Here is a 22917-nt window from a genome sequence, read left to right on the forward strand (position 1 = left end):
GCGCCAGCAGGCACCGACCCGTCGGACCGCCTTCAGGGCGGGGGGCTATGCCGAACCTAAACTCATTCCTCCCACGCCGACCGCCAATAATACCTTCCGAACAACCACGCCCCGGCCCCCATTGTGGTCCCGCCGATGAGCCAGATGGGCACCCGGCACATGACGAGCAGGAAATAAACAATGAGCAGGATGTAGAGGTACGTCATGGTCTCTCTGACCGGGCGGTGCGCCCGCAGCAGCAATCCATATTGCAGACTGAGCAGGCTGATGGCGAAAATCCAGACGCTCAGCACGGCCCAAACCGGCTGATCAACAGGCCACTCGCGGATCATGAGCAGGGCTTCTGGCAATAGCAGCAGCGCAAACTGTCCTGTATATCGAAACCAGCGTTGGCGGGTCGAAACGGGCATGTTGCGGTATAGAGCCAAGTACTGGTGCTCAAACTGGTAGTGGGCGTAGATGATCGACGCATGGGTCAGGCCCACGATCATTGCCGCTAGCCCCAGCAGGCGTACGTCGTAGTCGGGGGTGCGGAGGAAGTTGATATGGGCATGGTCGGTGGCGTAAAGCTGGAACAGGGCCACCCACACTAGGCAGGTGCCAACTTTGGTGCTGGCTACCAGAAATGGCTGTTGCTGAAGCAGATACCGGACAAAAAATAGACTGTAGGGCGTGGTAAATCGCCGCCGGAGTTTGCTACCCACCCCCGCCAGCCAACTCACCGGATTCGGATGCCGTAGCACGTACTCGTAAAGAGGCAACGGGCTGATTAAGAGTAGAATAATAGCAAGGTAGGTTGTGTAGATGGCCCAGGACTGCGCTTCGTTGATGGCGGTTTTTACCACAAACAGCGCGTAGCCAATGATGGGGAGCGCCAACGCCGCCTGCATCTGCACCAACCCCCACCAGCGCCGTTGCACGGGAAAGAGCCGCAGGTGTTGCAACAGGTCATACGTTCGGAAAACGCCGCAAGCATACCGCGCTGCAAAGACCGTGTAGACCGCCCAGATGCCAACGTACCCCAGCAGCATTATGCCCGAATGCACGGCATAGGTGGCCAGCGCAATGTGTTCCTGCGCCCGCATGAAGCTCCCAGCAAACACCGCCACCACCGTCAGCAGCCCGGCATTGGCCCGGTAGTAAGGAATGATGACCGTTTTAGAGAGGATAGTTTTCATAAGAAAGGTAGTGGTGAGTGGTGAACGATGAGTGATGAGTTTGCTGACGCAAGAGTAACGCGCCCGCGTCAGCAAACTCATCACTCATCGTTCACCACTCACCACTACTTTCCCGCCCTCCACCTGCCACACCGAATCAATCGGCAACTGCGCGGTTTCCATGGCCTGGTGGGATGAAAGCAGGAAGCTAACGCCCTGTTTATGAGTCGATTCGATGAGTTGTGCCACGGTCTGGGTAGCGGCTATGTCGAGCGTGACGAGGGGTTCGTCCAGGAGAATCAGGTTGGGTTTGCCCAGGAAGGCCACAATCAGCGACGTCTTTTTCAGCATCCCGCTCGAATAGGTACTTACGGGTGTGTGCATGTAGGCGCTGATGTCGAAGGCGGCAATAAGCGCCTCGACCTGCCCGGCGGGGGCCTGTTTGGCGTCGGCTACCCAGCGGATGATTTCGTGGGCCGTGAGCAAGGGCGGAAACGTGGGTTCGGCCTCGGCGTAATTGATTCGCATCCGGTAGGCCACCGCATCGCGTTTGCTGTCGAGGTTGTTCAGTTTGCTGGTGCCTTCGTGGGGCAATAAACCGGCAATGGAGCGAAACAACGTGGTTTTCCCCGCGCCATTTGGCCCCTTCAGCCAGTGAATGCCCGGCGGCAGCTGCCAGTCCGGAATGGTTATGATAGGCCGGTCGCCGTACGATTTCTGGAAATTGCGAAGGGTCAGCATAGGGTAGTGCGCATTGGCTGACCAAAGATTAGCGGCAAAGTCAACTTGGTTTGTCTATTTGGGATGAATGGTTGCTGCGTTGCGATTGCATCAGCCGGCAAACAGCGTCGAACAATTCCTCAACCCGAAAGGGTCTGACGAAGGGCCTGGGTTCTTTGGTTGAGCTAAACAGGTTTTTAGTGACCCGAATCAGTTCGATGAAGTCAATGGGACTAAAGCCTTCGCTGTGAAACAGGTATTCGTTGGGCTGCATGGCAAATGTTTCGCGCAAAGGTTCCAGCGAAATGCCGTAGTGCTTTTCCACCGCCATCAGCAAGTCATCGCCATCATCGCCGGTAACGCCCAGGTCATTTTCAAACAAGGTGGCGGGTGTGATAGGAAAGGTGTTTTTATTGCCTGTTTCTTTCCGCAAAAACGTGGCGAATTCATAGAAGGTAGGTGGGGTTTGAGGTGGCATAAGTTATTGATGTTGAGAGGATTGTTGCTGAAGTGGGCTGTCTTGCGATTGCTAGTTGGTGTGCTTCGTGCCGTAAGTTGCTGCCGCCTGGCCCCTCGACTGCGCTCGGGGTGACGACGACCTTGACTCAATTCAAGAACCTATTATAGTAGCCTGTCACCCCGAGCGCAGTCGAGGGGCCGCGCGACAGCAACCTTCAGCGCGAAGCCACTCGCGTCAGCCAACACAAAAACACTCACTTTTCCACAATCCAGACCCGCACTTGTGGAAAACGGCGCAGTAACCGCTTTCTCATAAACGGCTTAGCCACGCTAAACGCCTTCGTGAGCGCATCGGCGTAGGTGCCGGTGGGGGCTAGCACCGTGGTTTGCACAAAATGCCGCAGCCCCAAGCCCGACCGTGGGTTCATGATGTGCGAATACCGATGGCCATTGATGTCGAGGTGCCGCTCCAGGTCGCCGGAGGTGGTGATGGCGGCGTTTTTGAGCCAGATAGATGCTGTGTCTGTACCGGTAACTGTCTCACGTTGCGCTTTCCCGGACGATAACCCGATGCGCCAGCCTGCTGGTTGCGTGGGTGGCGCCTCGCCCGCCAGAATATCGCCGCCGAGGTCGAGCAGGAATCTATGGAGGCCGTGCTGATGTAGCACTTTTTGGGCTTCGTCGATAGCGTAACCCTGCCCAATACCGCCCAAATCGAGCCGCATTCCAGGTTTTTCGAGCAAAATGGCCTGTTTCGTGGCATCAAACTGCACGTATCGCCACGACACCGCCCGGCGGGCCGTGCGTCGCTCGCGGGCGGTTGGAAATTGCCGTTGTCGCACCGCCCGCCGCCAGAGTTGCGCCAGCGGGCCAACGGTGGGGTCGTAGCGCCCGCCCGTTTGCCGGGCAGTGGTGATGGCTTTGGTCAGGACATCAAACAGCGTGGGCGAGACCGACACCCAACGGTTTTGCCCACGGGAGGCCGCCCCGCTCGTTTCCGACAGTCGGTTGATCTCCGACCCGTCGAGGTAGTCGCTCATGATCTGGTTGAGGGTATCCATCCGGGCCGACACGGTGGCGTTGGCGCGTTGGGCAATCAGGCTGTCGGGGGCATAGAGGATTACGGTAAACCCAGTACCCATCAGCCCGCGCCGGAAGGTGTATCGATGCAGCGAGTCGGCCGGTTGGTATGGTTTGTGCGTGGCAAAAACCGGCGCTTGGGCCTGGGCAGAAACGGCCAGAAATAGCCACAGCGCCACACAGCGCCATTTTTTCAAAAAACCGCCCGGCAAAGAATCAAAGCCCCCCCGATTTCGTTGTCTATCGTGCGAGTGGGATGAACCCGTACGACACCACGGTTCAGCCCAGTTTAGCAATCTATCTTGACTAACCACAACTCAATTTCTATGCGCTTTTAGCGAGGATGAAGACGTATTACGACCTTATTGACCAGACGTTTGAGTTTCCAACCCTGGAGTTCAACGTCGAGAACAACAACCTGTTGTTCAATAACGTCCCGCTAATGGACATTGTCCGGCAGTATGGCACCCCCCTCAAACTAACGTATTTGCCCAAAATTTCGGAGCACATCGTTCAGGCCAAGTCGCTGTTTAAAAACGCGATCAAGCGCTACAATTACAAAGGCAACTACACCTACTGCTACTGTACGAAGTCGTCGCACTTCCGGTTTGTGCTGGAAGAAGCCCTCAAAAACAACATTCACCTCGAAACCTCGTCGGCGTTCGATATTCCCATTATCCGGGAATTATACCGTTCGGGCAAGATCAGCAAGAGCACGTACCTGATTTGCAATGGTTACAAACGGCCGCTCTACACCCAGTATATCAGCGAGTTGATCAACGAAGGGTTCAACGTAGTGCCGGTGCTCGATAACCTCAAGGAAATTGAGGCTTATGAAGACCAGGTAACCGCCGAAACCGTCAACCTTGGCATCCGGATTGCTACAGATGAAGAGCCGAATTTTGCGTTTTACACCTCGCGCCTGGGCATCCGTTACAGCGACATCAATGAGTTGTACCGCAGCAAAATTCAGCACAGCAGCAAGTTCAAGCTGAAAATGCTGCACTTTTTCATCAACACCGGCATCAAAGACAGCGCTTACTACTGGAGCGAGCTGAGCCGGTTTATGTACAAATACTGCGAACTGCAAAAGATGTGCCCCGACCTCGATAGCATCGATATCGGCGGTGGGCTGCCCATTCAGACGTCGTTCCAGTTTTCGTATGATTACCAGGCCATGATCGACCAGATTGTGGAGTCGATTCAGTGGATCTGCAACAAGAACAACGTACCCGTGCCGCATATCTTCACCGAGTTCGGTTCGTATACGGTAGGGGAGAGTGGCGCCGTTATATACAAGGTGATCGACCAGAAGCTTCAGAACGACAAGGAGTTATGGTACATGATCGACGGTTCATTTATTACGCAATTGCCCGATTCGTGGGGGCTGGGGCAGAAGTACATCATGCTGTCGGTAAACAACTGGGACAACCCGTACCAGAAAGTGAACCTCGGCGGCCTCACCTGCGACTCGCACGATTTTTATAATACTGAAGTCCACTCCGCCGACCTGTACCTGCCCATTTTCGATCAGGAAGCTGAAGATCAGTACGTTGGCTTGTTCCATACGGGGGCCTATCAGGAGTCGCTGGGGGGCTACGGGGGCATCCAGCACTGCCTCATTCCGGCTCCGCAGCACGTGATTGTGGACAAAGACGAAGCAGGCAACCTCCGTACGCGCCTGTTTGCGCCTGAGCAACACAGCGAAACGATGTTGAAGATCCTAGGCTACAGCCCCACCGATGGTCAACCCACCGAACTGGGTGCCGCCCAGGCCGCGGGCGAAGCCGAAGGCACGGAAGAACCTATATTACAGCTTGATAGTGAATTAGTTAAAGAAGAAAATTAAGCGTTCAACACCATGAAAAAAGGACTAATACTCGCTGGTGCGGCCCTGTTGCTCACCCTCGGTTCCTGCGCCCGCAAGGGTGTCTGCCCCGCCTACGGGAGCGCCAAACAAGTGAAGCCGCCCGTAACACGCGCTTCGTAACCAACAAAGCCCACCCAGGTAATCCCGTAGGGATTCAATAGCGCAGCGTCGGTAGAAAACAAGGTTTCATAGGGGCCATGCGTGCCGTAGGTACGCGACCACATTGATTAGGCTGTGGTGTACCTACGGCACGCGGCTAGCCGGTTAACCACTGTCTTCTACCGACGTTGCGCTATTGAATCCCCACGGGATTATCTGGGTGGGTTTTGTTGGTACCCCTCAACGCTTTGTCGTAGCCGTAAATAGCCAGAAAACCTTCTTCCCGCACGGACACGTTTACGCCGTGGCGGGTGGCGATGGCGGCTACTGCGGGGGCTTCCAGGCTGCCGTGGGCGGCCAGTTCCAGGCTTAGCTCGTGGAGCAAGGTGCGGTTCATGAGCAGCAACTCGTTGGTTTGGCCCACCAGGCGGGTAATCATCTTTTCAATGTCGGCGTCGGTTACGGCTTTGTCCATGACGTAGCCGAACTCCAGGGTGTAATTGGCCTGGAATTCTTCGTCAAACCCGTAGCGCCGCACATAGTCGACAGCCATTTGGGTTACTTCTACGCGGTCGTTGATGCGGCCAATGCTGGCGTGCTCGCGGCCAAAGACCACCTCTTCGGCCAGGCCCCCGGCCAGATATATCTTTATTTTGTTGACCAGCGTTTCGCGCGTTTCGTGAATCTGGTGCGGAAACGTAAACCCGCCCGCGTAGCTGCTGGCCAGTTTGCTTTTCAGTTGCAGCGGGGCCAGGCCCGTAAGCAGCATATAGACCACGGCATGGCCCGCCTCGTGTACGCTGATGTTGGCCACGGTGTCTTCCAGGTTGCTGTTTCTGATCTTGTCGATGCGCCCCACGTAAGGCACCCGCAGCTTGTCGGCCCCAATCTGCGCCCTGATTTCGCGGTGCTCGAGGTCGTAGTCAATCGCGATGGTGGTTTGACCGTTGGTGAGTGCCTGGAAGACAAACTTGCTCAGGTTGCTTTCCAGAATGTCGATCACGCTGCTGAACACGGGCCGTACCCCCTGCACCGGAAACACGCCGTTCCGGTAAATCAAGGCCGCAATGGCCCCCGACACTTGTAAGCTGATACCGAATTTCTCGGCCGTGATGTGCACCACCCGCTCGATTTCACGGGCAATGAGCAACTCGAAGTCGGCGCGGCGCAGGCTGGTGTAGATCAGGTGGATATTGCCGAAACGCGCCACCTGCTCGGGCCGGAATTTGCGGCTCAGCGAGTTCTTGATGTCCACCACCGTCACCTTCCGGGTGAAAGCCTGAAAAATGTCGGCATCTACGTCGGTTTCGCTCGTCTGGTTGGCCATCGTGAAGGCGTCGTCGAGGTTGCCGCTAATGATAATCAGCGATTTAGCGTGGCTGATGGGTTCATAGATTTTCTTTTTGCTTTTCTCTTTTAACATCAGCTTCACCATGTCCTGCTGCGACATGTCGGTCATTTCATCCATCGACATGTCGAGGTTCATCATGCGGCGCAGTTCGTTGGCCTGCCAAAAGTCCATGAGTGGGTTTTCGTCCAGATTTTCTTCGCCTTTCTTCTTCCGTTTCTGGATGTCTTTCTGCGAAAACATCATCGACGTGATGTAATAGTCGAGGTCGTCTTTTTCGCGTTTGCTCAGTTTGCCGTCGCTCAGCAGCTCCCAGAAATCCATGAATTTGGTTTGGGGTAGTGGTTTTCCTTCGGTGTCGAGGGTGTTGAACCGCTGGATCTCGTCGAAAAGTACAATGGCGGGCTTGCCATCGTTGATACCGTTTCGCCCAAAAATCTGGCTGACCGAGTTGCTCCAGTTGGTGCCGTCGATGTTACTCAGCTCAATTTCCACAAACCGGTCCTGGTAGTCGAGCAGGCGCACGAGCTGCCGGATGAGGTCGGTTTTGCCCACGCCGGTCATGCCCCAGAGGTTCACGATCACGGGCCGATTTAGCACGTCGGGCAGCAGGTACCACACCTGAATGTAGTCCATCAGGTCGTCGATGATGCTGTCAATGCCAATAAAATAGGCCTTCAGTTCGGCTTTGACGTAATCGAGGTGTTGTTTGCGTTGTTCAATGAGGGGAAAATCAACGGTCATAAAGTGATGCGTTTACGGTGGAGGCCTAACCTACGATTTATTTTGCTACCGCTGTACTTACCTGACTGAAAGTGATGGCAATAGGCCAGTGGCAAATCAGTATGCATGCATACTATTTCTGAAAAAACCGTAGTTTTGTACTAGCGCTTGGTTGCTTTAGCTGAGGGTTATTGACACCGATGAAGAAAGAGAAAACCGTTGATTTTCACATCAAATGGGGCTGGCACGCCATCTCCCGGATGTATAATGCCTACGCGGGCCGGTTTGATCTGACCATGGCCACGGGCTACGTGCTGCTCAACATCGACACCGAGCAGGGCACTCCCGCCACCAAAATCGGGCCGTTGCTGGGCATGGAACCGCGTAGCCTGGTCAGGATGCTGAAGACCCTGGAAGAACGTGGCCTGATCCGCCGCGAAACCGACGAAGCCGACAAACGCTTTGTGCGCATCTACCTCACCGACGAAGGCCGCGCCAAGCGCGAAATGGCCCGCGAAGGGGTAATTGAATTTAACAAGATGATCCGCGAACGCATTCCGCTGGAAAAACTGGTGGTCTTTTTCGATGTTATCAAAGAGATCAACCTGATTGTAGAAGACGAAAACGCCAAAATCAAAGCCACCAATGCACCGGTGGAAGATGTGTTGTAAAGGACTACCAACCCCATGCACCCTACCCTCGTTATTCCCGCCCAGCCGATGCTCGACCGATTTGTGGGTCTGATGCAGGTGGCGGGTGCGTTTTACCGGGGCAATGCGGCCAACCCACCCAAAGTCATGGACATTTCGCAGGACGACGTGCAGACCCTATTTCGGAGTTTAAACGCGCATGGTGTGCAGTATTTGCTGGTAGGCGGCATGGCCAACATTGTTCACGGCTACATCCGCACCACTGAAGACCTTGATTTATGGATTCGGGTAGGTGATGAAAACAAAGCTCAACTGGTGCAGGCACTGGCAGAAAATGAAGTGGCTGGAGCCGAGTTGTTGCTGAATGTACCGTTGCTCTTCGGTTGGTCTACTGTTTCGGTGGGTAAACGGGGTTTTACGTTGGACATGGGCCATTCGCTGAAGGCGTTCGCCGATGAGGAATTTGATGCCTGTTACGCCCGCGCCCGCCAGGCCACGTTTGACGATGTTCCGTTTAAAGTGCTCAACCTGACCGATTTGATTGCCGAAAAAAAGGCCACCGGTCGCCCAAAAGACCTTGGCGATATTGATGAACTACTTCGTATCCAGAAACAATAAATGAGTTTAAAGGCTAAGGTCTAAGGTTTAAGGTTGCTTCGCGCTGTAGGTTGCTGACGCGTGGCCCTTCGACAAGCTCAGGGTGACAATAACCTTGAATCAAGTAAAGAACATGTTATAGTAGCCCGTCACCCTGAGCTTGTCGAAGGGCCACGCGTCAGCAACCTACAGCGTGAAGCAACCTTAAACCTTAGACCTTGAACCCCCTCCCTATGGAAGCCACTCTCGAAAAACCCAAAACACAAGTGAAAAACCGCAGCATCCGGCGCGTAGCCGTACTGGGATCGGGCATTATGGGGTCGCGTATTGCGGCGCATTTTGCCAATATCGGCGTTGACGTACTCCTGCTCGACATGGTTCCACGTGAACCAAACCCCGCCGAAACGGCTAAAGGCCTCACCACCACCCACCCCGCCGTGCGCAACCGGATGGTGAACGACGCCTGGCAGACCATGCTAAAAGCGTCGCCCGCCTCGCTCTACAGCCCCAAATTCGCCGACCGAGTGAAACTGGGCAACTTCGACGATAACCTCAAAGACATTGCCAACTATGATTGGGTGATTGAGGTAATCGTGGAGCGGCTCGACATCAAACAGTCGCTATATGAGCGCGTGGAGCAGTTCCGTAAGCCCGGTACGCTCATCACCAGCAACACGTCGGGTATTCCGATGCACCTGCTGACCGAAGGCCGGAGCGACGATTTTCGCCGGAATTTCTGCGGCACGCACTTCTTTAACCCCCCCCGCTACCTGCGCCTGCTCGAAATCATTCCCGGCCCCGACACCGACCCCGCCATCATCGACTTCCTGATGAACTATGGCGACCTGTATCTGGGCAAAACCACCGTGCTCTGCAAAGACACGCCCGGCTTCATTGCCAACCGGCTGGGCATCTTCGCCATGATTCAGACCATCCGCGTGGCCGAAGACATGGGCCTCACGGTAGAAGAAGTAGACAAGCTGACCGGCCCGGTGGTGGGCCGTCCCAAGTCGGGTACGTTCCGGCTGTCGGACGTGGTGGGTTTGGATACGACCGTCAACGTGGCAAGCAATTTGGTGAAACTGGAGTACGACGAGTCGCACAAAGCGTTTGAACTGCCTGCGGTGATGCAGAAACTGTATGACAACAAGTGGCTGGGCGACAAGACGGGGCAGGGTTTTTACAAGAAAACGAAAGACGAGAAGGGTAAAACGGCCATTCTGGCCCTGAACCTGAAAACGTTCGAGTACGAGCCGTCGCAGAAGGTAAAATTTGCGACGCTGGAAAGCACCAAGGCCATTGACAGCCTGCGGAAGCGGTTTTCAGTGCTGCTGGCCGGGACGGATAAAGCGGGCGAGTTCTACCGCCGCACCTTTGCCGACGGGTTCCAATATGCCACCAACCGCATTCCCGAAGTAGCCGACGAGCTATTCAAAATCGATGAGGCCATCAAAGCAGGCTTCGGCTGGCAGATGGGCCTGTTCGAGACCTGGGATGCCATTGGCGTACCACAGGGCATCGAGATGATGGAGAAGCTGGACCGCAAACCTGCACAGTGGGTTTACGACATGGCCGCCTCTGGCGCTACGAGCTTCTACAAAACCTCGACCGGCAAGAAGCAGTATTACGACATTCCGTCGAAGAGCTACAAGACCATTCCGGGTACCGAGTCGTTTCTGATTCTCGAAAGCCTGAGCGACAACATTATCTGGAAAAATGCCGGTGCGGCCATCTATGACCTTGGCGACGGCATTATCAATCTCGAATTCCGCTCGAAGATGAACACCTTTGGGGCCGAGGTGATTGAGGGTGTAAACAAGGCTGTGGCGCTGGCCGAGAAGGACTTTCGGGGCCTTGTAATTGGCAACGATTCGACGGAGGCATTCTCGGCGGGGGCCAACCTGGCTACGCTGTTCATGTTTGCCCTGGAGCAGGAGTACGACGAAATCAACCTGATGATTGCGCAGTTCCAACAAACCATGATGCGGACGCGATACTCGTCGATCCCCGTGGTGGGCGCACCGCATTCGCTGGCCTTGGGTGGTGGCTGCGAAATAAACCTCCACTGCGACCGCGTGGTGGCGCATTCGGAGACGTACATGGGCCTGGTGGAAGTGGGCGTGGGCCTAATTCCGGCCGGTGGGGGCACCAAAGAAATGGCTGCCCGCTGTTCGGATCTCTACCAAACCGGCGACCCGGAGCTGAACATCCTGCAAAGCGCGTACATGAACATCGCCACGGCGAAGGTGTCGACGTCGGCGCAGGAGGCCCGCGAAATGAACTACCTGCTGCCCTCAGCGCAGATTGTGCTGAACCGCAGCCGCCAGATTGCCGAAGCCAAGCAGGTGGCCATTGAACTCGCCGAAAATGGCTACACCCAGCCCAAACCCCGCACCGACATTAAAGTGCAGGGCAAAACGGGGATTGCGCTGTTCAAAGCGGGTATCACGGCTATGAAAATGGGCCGTTTCATCTCCGACCACGACCTGAAAATTGCCGATAAACTGGCCTATGTCATCTGCGGCGGCGACCTCAGCAGCCCCCAAACCGTATCGGAAAAATACCTCCTTGACCTGGAGCGCGAAGCCTTCCTCTCCCTCACCGGCGAGAAGAAAACCCTGGAGCGCATTCAGAGCCTGTTGCAAGGTGGAAAGCCGTTGCGGAATTAAACCGCAGCGGCGGACCGTCTATAAGGTTTTCAAAACCTTATAGACGGTCCGCCGCTGCGGTTTGAAAAGGGTCATTCCTGCACAGGAATGACCCTTTTTTGGGTAGATTTGTTAAGGGAACACAGGGCTGTATAACTGATTTATTTATGAAAACGACAAAACCACTGGCTCCGCGTGAGGTAGAGAAAACAGATAAGCGCAAGAAAAAGCGGAACTTGGATAACTCGTCGCTAAAATCGCTTTTTGGTAAGAGCCCCGAAAAAATCTGGGACAAGGATATACATACGGGCGAAGGGAATTTTAGTTTCTAATGGACGAAATTATTCTCGACACCATCGTATTCGACTACTTGACGCGTAACCAAAAGGCATTGTCAGCAACTGCCAGAAAGCGGATTGAGCAGGCTGATACAGTGTACGTAAGCGTAATAAGTATCTGGGAGTTGGCTAATCATGTTCGTGAGGGTCTGATAGTCCTAAACGCCAATTTCGACAGCGCTTATCAAGAAGCGCTACAGATCCTGGGCCTCACCTTGCTTGATACACAATGGTCTGCGCTTAGCTATCTGGCCACATTCGAATACCAGATTATCAGCAAACCTTGGCAGCGAACGGTTAACGAAGTGACCACCACGGGTGTGAAGCAGGAACTCCACAAAGACCCTTTCGACCGTATGATTATTGCTCATGGCTTGGCGCTGAATTTACCCGTTGTCTCACCAGACACGCTTTTCCCGTATTACGTTGACCGGGGGTTGCAGGTCATCTGGTAACGCGTAAATACCTCCTCTCTCACCGGCGAGAAGAAAACCCTAGAGCGCATCCAGAGCCTGTTGCAAGGGGGTAAGCCCTTGCGGAATCAATAGTCATTGGGTAGCTTCTTTGTCGGATAAGTTTCACTTCTTGCTATCGATGGTAAGTATTGAAACTTATCCGACAAAATAGTACGTTTGTACCGTAGTAAACACAAAAGCCCCCTGTCCGTTAAGGCAGAGGGCTTTCGGTAAGCGGTGACTACTTACTGGTGTCGATAGTAGGATATCAACATTGAGAAAGCAGTCCGTATCAGCGTCCCAATCGTCGAGATTAAGGGCTGATACTTTTTGAGCAAGCTTAGTATTCTTTCTACCAGGCTCTGCTTGTTTGACTTGACCATATTGTAGTTATGGTTTAAGTGAAATGGAATGACACGCTCTCCGCGCGTGACAACGGTTAAAAGGGCTGCTCTAACAGCCCTTTTTCTGTTTGCAAGATAGTTTGAATCAACTCTAAAGTAGAACTTCTCTTTTCGTAGAAGAGAAGTTATAAGTAGACATGTTGCTCTTTCAACACTCATGCATAACCCTTCCCATCCCGGCGAAATCTTGAAGAACCTGTATCTGGACGGTGCTAACCTAACCGTTACGCAGGCGGCGGGCGCGTTGGGTATTAGCCGCAAAACGTTGTCGCAAATTATTAATGGTCGTGTTGGGATTAGTGCGCAGATGGCGTTGCTGCTGGCGCAGGCATTCCCAACAACTACGCCGCAACTATGGCTGAATTTGCAGCAGCAATATGATCTCTGGCAGGCTCAGCGAAAGCCTGTTCCGGTGATTTCACCGCTTTGGCAACCATGGCCCAAAACAGCAACGGCGCGGCGTTAATTGGCCGAACCTATACGGTTTTAGAAACTGTATAGGTTTGAGAAAGGGTCATTCCTGCGCAGGAATGACCCTTTTATGTGTTTTAATTATGGAGCGTTATATTTACTGAGGAACCTGAGTAATAACAATATTCCCATGAAACCGCAATTCATCACTGACGATAAAGGCAATCGGACGGCTGTGATTCTGCCAATCACAGACTATAACAAACTGTTGGATGAACTCGATGAGCAAGACACGGTTCGGATGTATGCGAAGGCTAAAGAAGAAAAGCTGACATTCAGGCCGCTCAGCGAGGCACTAGCTGATATCGATGCCAAACGACAGAAACGCCGTGTATCAGGTAAAACTTAGTAACCGGGCGTCAAAAACGCTCGAAAAGTTGGCTGATGGTATTTACGAACGCTTAGTTGATGCCATTCATGCGCTAGCCGATAATCCACGTCCATCTGACTGTAAGAAATTGAAAGGTCAACAAGGTTATCGAATTCGGGTTGGGGAATACCGGGTTATCTATGACATTGAAGATGACCAACTATTGGTCTTCGTTATTGACGTCGGGCACCGCCGCGAGATATATCGTTAACGAGCCGAAGAACTCATAAGGTTTTGGCTTGGAGGTGAAGTAATTTTCCGCCTCTCTTCCCTCCTCCATCTATCCTTTTAAATACACTCCTCCGCCACCCGTTCTCCCGAACGGATAGCCCCTTCGATGTAGCCGTTCCAGACGGGGGCGGTTTCGGTGCCGGCCCAGTGAATGCGGCCAACGGGTTCGCGGAGGGCCGGACCGTGCTCGGTCCAGACGCCGGGGCCAAACAAGCCCGCGTAACAACCCTGACTGTAAGGTTCGTTCAAAAAACTATGGTCTATATACTGCTGCGGGGTGCGGGCGGCTTCACCGAAGAAAGTAGTAAAGGCCGTTAAAGCAGCCTCTTGGCGCTCATTATCAGTTAGTTCTGAAAAAGCCCGTGCCTGATTACCCAGTACAAACCCCATCAGGATACCCCGGCTGCCGTCTTTCGGCGACGTGTCGAACGTGACGGTGATATAGCCGTCGGTGGTGGCGGCGAGGCCGTTGAGGGCGGGCGTAGTGCCGTTGGCGGTGCGCCAGAACGGTCGGTCGTAGATGGCGTAGCATTTCCAGACGGCCCCCATCGGAATGCGTTGCAACAGGGCTTGTCGGGCGGGGGGCAGGGGCGGTTTGAACTGAATGGCCTCTTGTAACACGGGCGGAATGGCCACCACTACGCGCTCGGCATCAAACGAGAAACCCTCACCCGTGACCGTGACCCCCGTTGGAGTCTGGCTAATCCGTTGCACGGGGCTGTTGAGCCGAATGCGGTCGCCAAGTTCGGCGGCCATGTGGTTGGCCATGCTTTGGGCACCACCCACAAACCGTTCTTCTTGCGCTCCATTTTTCACGTTCATCAGCAGCTCCAAATCCCCGCCCGATTTGGCATAGAACAAGGCGTGCAGCAGCGAAATATCGGCGGGGTCGGCGGCCCAGATAGCCTCGGCGGCAACCTTAAAAAACTGACGCGCCGTGTCGAGGCCAATGGTTTGCTCCATCCAGGTGGCGAGCGTCATGGAGTCGTAGAGGTAGGCATTGGGGCTGTCCCAGGGTGCTTCCAAATTGATGCCCTTCGACAGTTTGTTCATCCGCTTGATGGCCCGGTCGAGGCTGAGGAGTGAGAGAACAGACAGGGGTGGGATAAGGCCCTTGTACCGTTTTATTTTTCCCCGGAAGTATTGCGTACTACGGCCTTCGTCGTAGGTTTTGAACGTTTCGACGCCATACTCCTTAGCCAGGGCGTATAGTCGATCCTGCGTAGGTCCAGCCCAGGCGCCACCCAAGTCAACATACTGGCCATCAGCGAGTTGCATTGTCCAGACGCGACCACCCACCCGATCGCGGGCTTCAAGCACCAGCACCGATTTGCCCGCGCGGTGCAGCTGCCGGGCGGCGGTGAGGCCGGCATAGCCCGCGCCAATAATAATAACGTCGTAAGTAGCAGTCGATTCCATACGCAACAAGGAGGTGAGCAGCGCAATAGTAGGAAAAATTCAGGCAAGTAAATAACCCAACTGCTGCGCCGTTGGCTGACTTTTTAGCGGCATGTTGGTCACGTACTTGTTAGCATATTATGCCCAAAAACCGCCTGCTGCTGCTCATTTACCTGCTTGTGTTTATCGACGTTACGGTAGGGTCGGCTACGGGGCCGGTGCGCCCGCAGTTTGTCAGAAGTTTGTCCAACCCCGAACTGTGGCTGGCGGTGGGTACGGCCCTGTTTCAGGGTGTGCAGCTGGTGTCGGCCCCGTTGCTGGGCAGTTTGTCGGACCGGTTTGGACGAAAACCGCTGGTCATCCTGTCGTCGGCGGGTACGTTGTTGGCCAATCTGCTGCTACTGCCGGTGCGGGCGTGGGCCTTTTTCGCCAACCGTGTCAGCGATGGCCTCACCAACGGCATGTATTCCCTGATGCGGTCGTCGGTAACGGATTTGTCGCCCAAAGAAGATCTGGCCAAAAACAGCGGCTATATCAGTACGCTGGTGTCGCTGGGTGGTGTTTTCGGACCCATGGTGTCGGGGGTGGCGTTGGCTTTTACGCGTGATCCTACGCGGCAGGTGACGCTGGTGGTCTGGACCATCATTGGCCTTAGCGCCCTCAACGTGGCCCTGTCGTGGTTCATGACCGAACCCAGCAACAAACAAACCAACGGCGACAAACCCGCCCCGCCCGACCGGGCGGCGGTGTGGCAGGCCGTGCGCGACAACCTCAACGTAGCCCTGCTCTGGCAACGCCTGTCTGACAAAGAAAAGGCACATAAGGGCGTTCGGTTCATCACCATCCTGACCATCCTCATCACTTTGCATCAGGGCTATCTCACCTACTTCATCACCTACCTCGAACTAGGGCCAATGAAGCTCTCACCGCAGCAAACGGCTTACTTTTTTGCCTACTTCGGTGGCCTGAGCGCCCTGACGAATTTTCTGTATTTCAGGTTTCTGGTCGACCGGATCAATCGCCGTACTATGCTTATTATCAGTGCTTTCGTGGGTGCCGGGCTGCACGTTATGTATGCCAACGCGGGCAGCAACCTGTGGCTGCTGTGTGGGGCGGTGGCTGTTGATACGCTCACGATTTCGCTGGGGAGCGGCATTCTCAACGGCCTGTTTGCCAACCTCACCGGTGACGATGACCGCGGCGAACTCGTGGGGTTGAATCAGGCGCTCATTGGCGTGGCTAGTTTGCTTACCACACTCATCTACGGCGGACTATCGACAATTAACCTGAGCCTGCCGTTCTACTGGTTTGCCGCCAGCCTGATTGCGCTGGGCATCATGAGTTTCCGAATAAAGACCTGACCTTATAAGAGATCACCTACGGCGGTGCGGATACCCTGCGTCATGCGTTCGGTGGGAAGGTCGTTGGCGTCGATGCCGAAGGGGTCTTCGATTTCTTCGGCCACCAGTTCCAGGCTGGTGAGCACGTAGAACACGATCATTACCACCGGAATAACCCAATAATGCAAGGACAGCACGTAGCCCAGCGGCAGGGTAAGGCAGTAAACGGCAATGAATTTCTTCATAAACGACGAATACGAATACGGGATGGGCGTGCTGTGGATGCGTTCGCAGATGCCACAGATTTCGGTGAAGGAGCTAAACTCGCCGTTGAGCACCAGCAGGTGTTCAGCGCGGATGACGCCCGCCTGATACAGCTCGTCCATTTTGCTGAACAGCCGCATGGCCATCTGATTGGGTACGTGCTGCCCCGGATTCAGATCGGCGGGGTCGAAGCCGGTGCAGGGTACGAAATCAGCCGCCTGAAACTGCCCCCGGAGGTGGTTTTTGAGGGCCGTGGCGTAGTTGGGGATCATGGCCCTAAAAAACGCTCGGCTCTCCTGGTCGTCAGCCGCCAATATGTGCGCCAGTTTCAGGGCCAAGTTCCGCGAATTGTTGGTCAGGCTACCCCACGCTTTTCGGCCTTCCCACCAGCGGTCGTAGGCGGTGTTGGTGCGAAACACTAGCAACGTGGAGATGGCAAACCCCAGCAGCGAGTGCATGATGGCAATGTTTTTCAGGTCGGAGTCAGGCCCCGGATGCACGTATTCGATCACAAACCAGGCCACGGCCGAGCAGTAAGCGGCCATCGCGAGCAGGGCAGGGGCCAGTTTACGCGCGGTGTCGCTTTTATCGAACGAAATCAGGTAGCGGAACCAGTCTTTGGGGTCGTAGTCGGTCATGGGATAGAAATAAAGGTGGATGTAACGCCCTGTATGTCAGTTTATTAATTTCTCCAGCACAATAAATGACAATGGCTGTTTGGGAAGGCCAAACTGGGGGCTGGTAGGAAAAGGCTGGGTTTCGCCAGTGGGCTGGTAGCCTCGCCGATTGTACCAGGCAATAAGTTCGGTCCGTTGTGGAATCACGGTCATGGTAACGGCCCGGCAACGCTGCGCCCGCGCCTGGTCTTCGGCGGCTTCAAGCAACTGCCGCCCAATGCCCGCCGCTTGTAAGTCAGGCGACACCGTGAGCATACCCAGGTACAGGCTGTCGCCTTTTATTTCAAGGTAAACGCAGCCAACAAGTTGATTGTCAGATTTATAAGTCAGGATGGTAGCGGCGGGGTTGTCCAGCATGGCCTGTAAACCGGCTTCGTCGGTGCGAATGCCGTCGAGCAGGTCGGCTTCGGTGGTCCAGCCTTTGCGTGAGGAGTCGCCACGGTAGGCGCTGTTCACCAGCAGGTTTAGGGCGGGAATGTCGGTGGGGGTGGCGGGTGCAATAATGGGTTGGCTCATGGGGCAAAAATAGGGGCAAACAAAATGCTGTCATTGGGCTTATTTAGTGGCAACGCTTTCCGTTTGTATGACAACTCACTCGACGTCCGTTTCTGTGCTGTGGTTCAAGCGTGACCTGCGCCTCCGCGACCATGCGCCCTTGCAGGCGGCCATCGCGGCGGGTCGGCCGGTAGTGCTGCTGTATTGCTTTGAGCCGTCGGTCATGGCCGATCCGAATTACGACCTCCGCCACTGGCGCTTCGTACAGGAATCCCTGGCCGACCTAAACCGGCAACTGACGCGATTGGCGGAGCAAAAACCGAATGATAATCAACCCGTTGAGCACGAATGGCTGCCATTTGTGTTCGACAATGCAGGCCTTGACGGCGAAGCGGAACGCCGTCAACCGGGTCAGGTGTGGGTGTTTTACCGGGAAGTGATCGACATGCTAACGGAACTGGCGCAGCAATACCACATCGACACCATTTTTTCGCACGAAGAAACGGGCCTGAAAGTCACCTACGACCGCGACAAGGCCGTGGCCAAGTGGTGCCAGACCCAGAGCGTGGCCTGGCAGGAGTTTCAAAGCAACGGCGTGATTCGTCGGCTGAAAGACCGCGAGGGGTGGCCCGCGCTTTGGCAAAAAACCATGCGCGCCGAGCAGCAGCACCCGGCCATTGATAGACTTAACGCTGTTGCGCTAGACGAAAATGGCTGGTTTGCCGCGCACCGTGGGCCTGACCTCCCCGCCGAACTTGGTCAGCCCGACAGCCGGTTTCAGCCGGGGGGCGAGGCCAACGCGCATAGGTATCTGCAAAGCTGGGTCACCGAACGGATTGCGCTATACGGAGCCAGCATTTCCAAGCCGCTGGAGAGCCGGAAAGGATGCAGCCGCCTGTCGCCCTACATTGCCTGGGGGTGCCTGAGCATTCGACAAGTGTTTCAGGCACAGCTAGCGGCTAAGGAAACGGTGGGCTTCAAAGGCCAATTTGCGGCCTTTGCGTCGCGGCTGCGGTGGCACTGCCACTTCATCCAGAAGTTCGAAACTGAAGACCGGATGGAGTTCGAAAACGTGAACCGGGGCTTCGATTCTATCGAAAAAAACAACGACCCCGCCGCCTACCAGGCCTGGGCCACGGGCCACACGGGTTTCCCGATGGTCGATGCCTGTATGCGGTGCCTTCAGGCCACGGGCTACATCAATTTCCGCATGCGGGCCATGCTGATGTCGTTTCTGACGCACCATCTGTTTCAACACTGGAAAGAGGGTGCCGTGCATTTGTCGCGGATATTCACCGACTTCGAGCCGGGTATTCACTACGCCCAAACACAGATGCAGGCGGGCATGACGGGTACCAACACCGTGCGGGTGTACAACCCCGTGAAGCAGTCGCACGACCACGACCCGCTGGGTGTTTTCGTGAAAATGTGGGTGCCCGAACTGGAAAATGTGCCCGTGGCCTACATCCACGAGCCGTGGACGATGCCGCCGCTGGAGCAGGAGATGTATGATTTCCACGTCGGCCATGACTACCCCCTCCCCATTGTCGATTTGGCGGTAACGGCCCGCGAGGCGCAGAAAAAGCTCTACGCCCAGCGCAAAAATGAGGTGGCGAAGGGGGAAAAAGACCGTATCCTGAAAAAACACGCCATCCCCCGCACCTTCGCCGACAAGAAAAAGCCGAAGGAAAAGTTGGTTGCCGAAACCCCCACATCTGATGAACCCGAAGAGGCCGTGGGCGTGGAGTAGGGGAGTTGAGATTGAGTTTCAGGTATTGCTTTGTGCGGTAGTTGGCTTCGCGCTCTAGTAGGCTACGCGCTTTAGTAGGCTACTCGCTCTAGGCCCCTCGACTGCGCTCGGGGTAACAACGACCTTGAATCAACTCAAGAAGAATGCTCTAGTAGACTGTCACCCCGAGCGCAGTCGAGGGGCCTAAAGCGCGTAGCTCACTACAACCCAAATCCGATGCTGAAGTTGACGCTCAGGCTTGTTGTTGAGTTGGTGTTGAGTTTCCTGGCGAAGCCCCCGCTGAGGTCAAAATAACCAAAACGGCCCAGGCGACGTTGCAGGCCAATGCCTACAAACACCGCCGGCCGGTCGGGAGTGGTGAACGGGTCGGGATAAGACTTGACAGAACGACTGCTGGGGTCGCCTCTGAAGGTGGTGCCGTTCCAGACGGGCAGCCCCGCTTCAAATGCCAGGTATTGCGACGAAAAATTGTTGGCGCTTTTTCCCGCTGCCATGCGCCGTTTCATGGAATAATACCAGCGAGCACCCAACAGCGCCCGGATAGTGGCCCGGTCGGCAAAATCAGATTCGCCACGGTATCGGGTTATGGCTGCAGCCAGCACTGACCAGGCTGGCGTTAACTTTTGCTCCACGCCCACTTGGCTGGTGAACCCCCACGTTGACGACGATGGCGAAGAGCCAATGAAATAAGGCAGGCCCGCCACGGTGATCAAGGTCTTCTCTTCGATCTGCGCCCGTACAAAGCGGCGGTACAGCACCCGCGCCCGCCGCAACGGCTCTTGCCGGTTAGGCGAGTCGGTGGGTACGGTTTCGGTGCCGTAGCTAACGCGCACACTGTCAGCTTTTTGTCCATAAACCGTCAGTGAAGCAAGTAGCCAGAGAAGTAGTGTAGGGCGCATAGGTAGTGGTTTAGGTTTGGTGGTTATGGTCGCTTAGCCAGGTTGATTGCCGTACCAAACTGAAAGCCCTGGAAGCCATTGTACGGCTCACTGCCAAATTGGATAATGTCGCGGACGTAGCGGGCGTCGAGGGCAATGCGCCGAGTAATGTTTACTGATGTGCCCAGCGTGATGCCACTGTTAATGCCTTTGTTGACGGGATATGACTTGCCGCCAGACTGGTAGCGGCCGTCCAGGAAAAAGGCCAGGTGCGGGCCAATGAAAACATGCCAGTTTTGGCGAATCTCATTACGAAACAACAGACTCATATCCAGATAGTTAACTCGCGATGCTGTGGCTGAATAAACTGTGCTGCCCAAGTCGATTCGTTCGCGCTCTACGCCCCGCCCCACGTAGCTTAGCTCACCCCGAACGCCCCACGTGAGCGAGATGGGCAGTTCGGCCCAGAGGCCAGCGGCGGGTCGGGCCAGCCACGTTTCGCCATAACTCCGTTCGTAGCCAGCCGAGAAATTTACCGCCGCCCGTATACCCCATTGCCGTTCGTCGGCGGGAACCACAGGCAAGCCCAACGAGGCCGCCGAGACGTTGAACCGGTAGGTAGCCGACAGGCCTAAGCTGCTGATTCGCTGCGTGTTGGTCCACATTAATCGCCCGTCGGCACCTACCCCCAGCCGGGGCGAAACCTTGTATTGATACGTCAGTCCAAGCATGGGTGCGAGATCTTGCTGCTCGGTAGTAACCAATCGAACGGGTTGTGGGGGGCTTGGCCGGGTATTCGGGTAAACGCTGTCTATCCGGACGGTTTTCTGCGTAACCAGCGCCACACCTCCTGTCAGTATCAGGACATTGTGGCGCGAATCAATTAGGCGAAACAGTATACCCAGGTCGGCAGTGTTAAGATTACGGGTGTACGTCCGTAACAACTCACTGGCTATGAGCGATTTAATATTTTCTAATTGGGCTTGGTTACCCCAGCTTAAGCCAACGGCAACCCCCAACCGCGACGTAGGAAAATAGGCCAGTTGCTGCCGTACCTGCCAGCCCGCATCGGCCATGTCGGTGGTGGTGAGTCGGCCGACGGCGGTAGATGCAGCAAAGCGGGTACGTGTTGAATCCTGGGCTGTGGCCAACTGCACACCCAGATTAGTCAATAGCAGACAAAAAAGAAGGCGATCCATGAGCAAAGCGTGTTGAGGTTAGAAACGATACCCGGCCTGAATACCGAGATTGGCAAAACCACTGGCCGTATTTCGTAGCCAGATGCCCACCGGGACACGGTCGGTGGCAGCAAACTGATAGTCGAATTGCCATTGCCCACCCACGTATGTTTTGGCGGGTCTCTCCGACAGATAGGCCACCGAAATAGGTTGCTGTGTACCGGGACCAGCTGGGTAAAAGCTTGAGCCATTGCTGAATAAGCCTGCCTGGGCAGCAATTACGTTGATGCCGAACGACAGCCCAATCTGATGCCGACGCGTGTAGAGTGGCAGCGTACGCAGCAACGCGCTGAACTGAAAATCGGTGAAGGCTTTCGTGTTGTCGGAATTAAATTGACTTTGGTAGGCGGTGCGCGTGGCCCCAATGATGCCCGTCACGCCAAAGCGCCGTGAGAAATAGCGGGTGTAGCGGTTTTCGTAGGTGATGCCCGTACCGATGTCTTCGCCGATGATGCCTAATCCCGCCGAAAACTCGTTGCGGTAGAAGGGAATTTCGCGTTTCAGCTTCTGGTAGGTTTTATTGTTATTGGTTGCCAGCGCAAACTTCTTCAGTGGAAACAGCCGGTAGCCAACACTCAGCGACGTGTAGCCGTAATTCTGGTTAGCCTCTACAGTCTGCCCATTGGCCACCACGCCGTTGAGCAGCGGGGTAAGCCCTTCCGTCCGGCTCACGTCGATGGTAAGGCCGCCTAAGTCCACGCCTACACCATAATGGCCTGTTAGCTGCGTGGTTTTGTAGCTCTGTAGCAACAGCAGGCTATTTTGATAACTGGTCAATACCTGCTTGTCAATCTCCAGCGACGATGGGTTTTTGCCATCGTTAGCCTTAAGCCGCTGCTCGGCCTGGGCCACCTGCCCTTCCAGATAGCCCGTTTCCCAGGTATGCTTATTAATGCCAAAGCCAGCTTGGAGCCGCAGCCAGGGGGCTGGTTTGTAGGCTGCCTGAAGCACCAGGGCGTAGCGTTTTCCGCTGTAGCCACTGTAGCTAGTGCCATTTTTGTCTTCCTGCTGGCTGGCAATAGAAAATCCTCCCTGCGAGATGTCGGCCTGAAAGAGCCAGTTGGGTTTATCATAGCGCACAAAGCCCACCAGCCGGGCTTTGTCAGCGTCGCTGCTGCTAGGCGAATTCATAACGAACCGACTGGTATTGAGCGTGAAGGCGTTGCCCGTTTTGCTGGCTCCCGTTGGGAATTCAACTTTCAACCCGCCGCTCCATTCTTGTGCATGAGCTAGAGTGGCTAAACAGAGAAGATATAT

Annotated in this window: 23 protein-coding genes; 12 read left to right on the forward strand and 11 right to left on the reverse strand. The window is 55.1% G+C overall.

Annotated features, from left to right (window positions below):
* Positions 1 to 62: 62 nt before the first annotated feature.
* The 4 genes from J2I48_RS17500 to J2I48_RS17515 form a co-directional block, all read right to left on the reverse strand.
* Positions 63 to 1178: a hypothetical protein gene (locus J2I48_RS17500; RefSeq protein WP_207336777.1), complete on the reverse strand. Its 1116-nt coding sequence runs from the start codon at positions 1176 to 1178 to the stop codon at positions 63 to 65.
* Between the two features lie 84 nt (positions 1179 to 1262).
* Complete coding sequence (locus tag J2I48_RS17505) at positions 1263 to 1898, reverse strand: ABC transporter ATP-binding protein (protein WP_207336778.1); 636 nt, start codon at positions 1896 to 1898, stop codon at positions 1263 to 1265.
* Positions 1899 to 1938: 40 nt separating this feature from the next.
* Positions 1939 to 2355 (reverse strand): hypothetical protein, encoded by a 417-nt coding sequence (locus tag J2I48_RS17510; protein WP_207336779.1) that lies wholly within the window; start codon positions 2353 to 2355, stop codon positions 1939 to 1941.
* A gap of 235 nt (positions 2356 to 2590) precedes the next feature.
* Positions 2591 to 3613: an FAD:protein FMN transferase gene (locus J2I48_RS17515; RefSeq protein WP_229376442.1), complete on the reverse strand. Its 1023-nt coding sequence runs from the start codon at positions 3611 to 3613 to the stop codon at positions 2591 to 2593.
* A 146-nt stretch (positions 3614 to 3759) separates the two neighbouring features.
* Between J2I48_RS17515 and J2I48_RS17520 the strand changes: the two genes are divergently transcribed.
* Complete coding sequence (locus tag J2I48_RS17520) at positions 3760 to 5265, forward strand: type III PLP-dependent enzyme domain-containing protein (RefSeq protein ID WP_207336780.1); 1506 nt, start codon at positions 3760 to 3762, stop codon at positions 5263 to 5265.
* Positions 5266 to 5277: 12 nt separating this feature from the next.
* Entirely contained in the window at positions 5278 to 5406 is a 129-nt protein-coding gene (locus J2I48_RS28485; RefSeq protein ID WP_262899097.1) for a hypothetical protein, read from the forward strand.
* 172 nt (positions 5407 to 5578) lie between these two features.
* Here J2I48_RS28485 and J2I48_RS17525 read toward each other — a convergent pair whose 3' ends face one another.
* Positions 5579 to 7477 (reverse strand): AAA family ATPase, encoded by a 1899-nt coding sequence (locus J2I48_RS17525; protein WP_207336781.1) that lies wholly within the window; start codon positions 7475 to 7477, stop codon positions 5579 to 5581.
* Between the two features lie 179 nt (positions 7478 to 7656).
* On the opposite strand from J2I48_RS17525, the gene J2I48_RS17530 reads away from it, so the two are divergent.
* The 8 genes from J2I48_RS17530 (at position 7657) to J2I48_RS28680 (ending at position 13600) form a co-directional block, all read left to right on the forward strand.
* Positions 7657 to 8127: a MarR family winged helix-turn-helix transcriptional regulator gene (locus J2I48_RS17530; protein WP_207336782.1), complete on the forward strand. Its 471-nt coding sequence runs from the start codon at positions 7657 to 7659 to the stop codon at positions 8125 to 8127.
* 15 nt (positions 8128 to 8142) lie between these two features.
* Positions 8143 to 8724, forward strand: a complete 582-nt coding sequence (locus J2I48_RS17535; protein ID WP_207336783.1) for a hypothetical protein — start codon at positions 8143 to 8145, stop codon at positions 8722 to 8724.
* A 212-nt stretch (positions 8725 to 8936) separates the two neighbouring features.
* A complete protein-coding gene (locus tag J2I48_RS17540) occupies positions 8937 to 11372 on the forward strand; it encodes a 3-hydroxyacyl-CoA dehydrogenase/enoyl-CoA hydratase family protein (RefSeq protein ID WP_207336784.1) in 2436 nt (811 codons plus the stop codon).
* 146 nt (positions 11373 to 11518) lie between these two features.
* Positions 11519 to 11683, forward strand: coding sequence for a hypothetical protein (locus J2I48_RS17545; protein WP_207336785.1), 165 nt, complete (start codon positions 11519 to 11521; stop codon positions 11681 to 11683).
* Positions 11683 to 12144 carry a type II toxin-antitoxin system VapC family toxin gene (locus J2I48_RS17550; RefSeq protein ID WP_207336786.1) on the forward strand — a complete coding sequence of 154 codons (462 nt, stop codon included), beginning with the start codon at positions 11683 to 11685 and terminating at the stop codon, positions 12142 to 12144. The genes J2I48_RS17545 and J2I48_RS17550 overlap by 1 nt, the downstream gene beginning before the upstream one ends.
* A gap of 561 nt (positions 12145 to 12705) precedes the next feature.
* Positions 12706 to 13014, forward strand: coding sequence for a HigA family addiction module antitoxin (locus J2I48_RS17555; RefSeq protein WP_207336787.1), 309 nt, complete (start codon positions 12706 to 12708; stop codon positions 13012 to 13014).
* 135 nt (positions 13015 to 13149) lie between these two features.
* A complete protein-coding gene (locus tag J2I48_RS17560; protein ID WP_207336788.1) occupies positions 13150 to 13368 on the forward strand; it encodes a RelB antitoxin-like protein in 219 nt (72 codons plus the stop codon).
* The gene (locus J2I48_RS28680; RefSeq protein ID WP_374758163.1) at positions 13328 to 13600 is read left to right on the forward strand and encodes a type II toxin-antitoxin system RelE family toxin; all 273 of its coding nucleotides are present in this window, start codon (positions 13328 to 13330) and stop codon (positions 13598 to 13600) included. Before J2I48_RS17560 ends, J2I48_RS28680 begins: the two co-directional genes overlap by 41 nt.
* Before the next feature lie 77 nt (positions 13601 to 13677).
* On the opposite strand, the gene J2I48_RS17570 is transcribed toward J2I48_RS28680, so the two are convergent.
* Positions 13678 to 15039, reverse strand: coding sequence for a flavin monoamine oxidase family protein (locus tag J2I48_RS17570; RefSeq protein ID WP_207336790.1), 1362 nt, complete (start codon positions 15037 to 15039; stop codon positions 13678 to 13680).
* Between the two features lie 119 nt (positions 15040 to 15158).
* On the opposite strand from J2I48_RS17570, the gene J2I48_RS17575 reads away from it, so the two are divergent.
* Positions 15159 to 16379 (forward strand): MFS transporter, encoded by a 1221-nt coding sequence (locus J2I48_RS17575; RefSeq protein WP_207336791.1) that lies wholly within the window; start codon positions 15159 to 15161, stop codon positions 16377 to 16379.
* Between the two features lie 2 nt (positions 16380 to 16381).
* Here the strand turns inward: J2I48_RS17575 and J2I48_RS17580 are convergent, their stop codons facing one another.
* Both J2I48_RS17580 and J2I48_RS17585 read right to left on the reverse strand, forming a co-directional pair.
* Positions 16382 to 17260, reverse strand: a complete 879-nt coding sequence (locus J2I48_RS17580; protein WP_207336792.1) for a bestrophin family protein — start codon at positions 17258 to 17260, stop codon at positions 16382 to 16384.
* A 36-nt stretch (positions 17261 to 17296) separates the two neighbouring features.
* Positions 17297 to 17815: a GNAT family N-acetyltransferase gene (locus J2I48_RS17585; protein ID WP_207336793.1), complete on the reverse strand. Its 519-nt coding sequence runs from the start codon at positions 17813 to 17815 to the stop codon at positions 17297 to 17299.
* 67 nt (positions 17816 to 17882) lie between these two features.
* On the opposite strand from J2I48_RS17585, the gene J2I48_RS17590 reads away from it, so the two are divergent.
* Positions 17883 to 19544, forward strand: a complete 1662-nt coding sequence (locus J2I48_RS17590) for an FAD-binding domain-containing protein (RefSeq protein ID WP_207336794.1) — start codon at positions 17883 to 17885, stop codon at positions 19542 to 19544.
* Positions 19545 to 19744: 200 nt separating this feature from the next.
* On the opposite strand, the gene J2I48_RS17595 is transcribed toward J2I48_RS17590, so the two are convergent.
* From J2I48_RS17595 to J2I48_RS17605, 3 genes are read right to left on the reverse strand one after another with little or no spacing between them, the layout of a single operon-like run.
* A complete protein-coding gene (locus tag J2I48_RS17595; protein ID WP_207336795.1) occupies positions 19745 to 20443 on the reverse strand; it encodes a hypothetical protein in 699 nt (232 codons plus the stop codon).
* Positions 20444 to 20466: 23 nt separating this feature from the next.
* Positions 20467 to 21621, reverse strand: coding sequence for a porin family protein (locus J2I48_RS17600; RefSeq protein ID WP_207336796.1), 1155 nt, complete (start codon positions 21619 to 21621; stop codon positions 20467 to 20469).
* Between the two features lie 18 nt (positions 21622 to 21639).
* Positions 21640 to 22863: a hypothetical protein gene (locus J2I48_RS17605; RefSeq protein WP_207336797.1), complete on the reverse strand. Its 1224-nt coding sequence runs from the start codon at positions 22861 to 22863 to the stop codon at positions 21640 to 21642.
* Positions 22864 to 22917: the final 54 nt, after the last annotated feature.

Origin of the sequence: Fibrella aquatilis (assembly GCF_017353255.1) — a bacterium.
Classification (GTDB): Bacteria; Bacteroidota; Bacteroidia; order Cytophagales; family Spirosomataceae; genus Fibrella; species Fibrella aquatilis.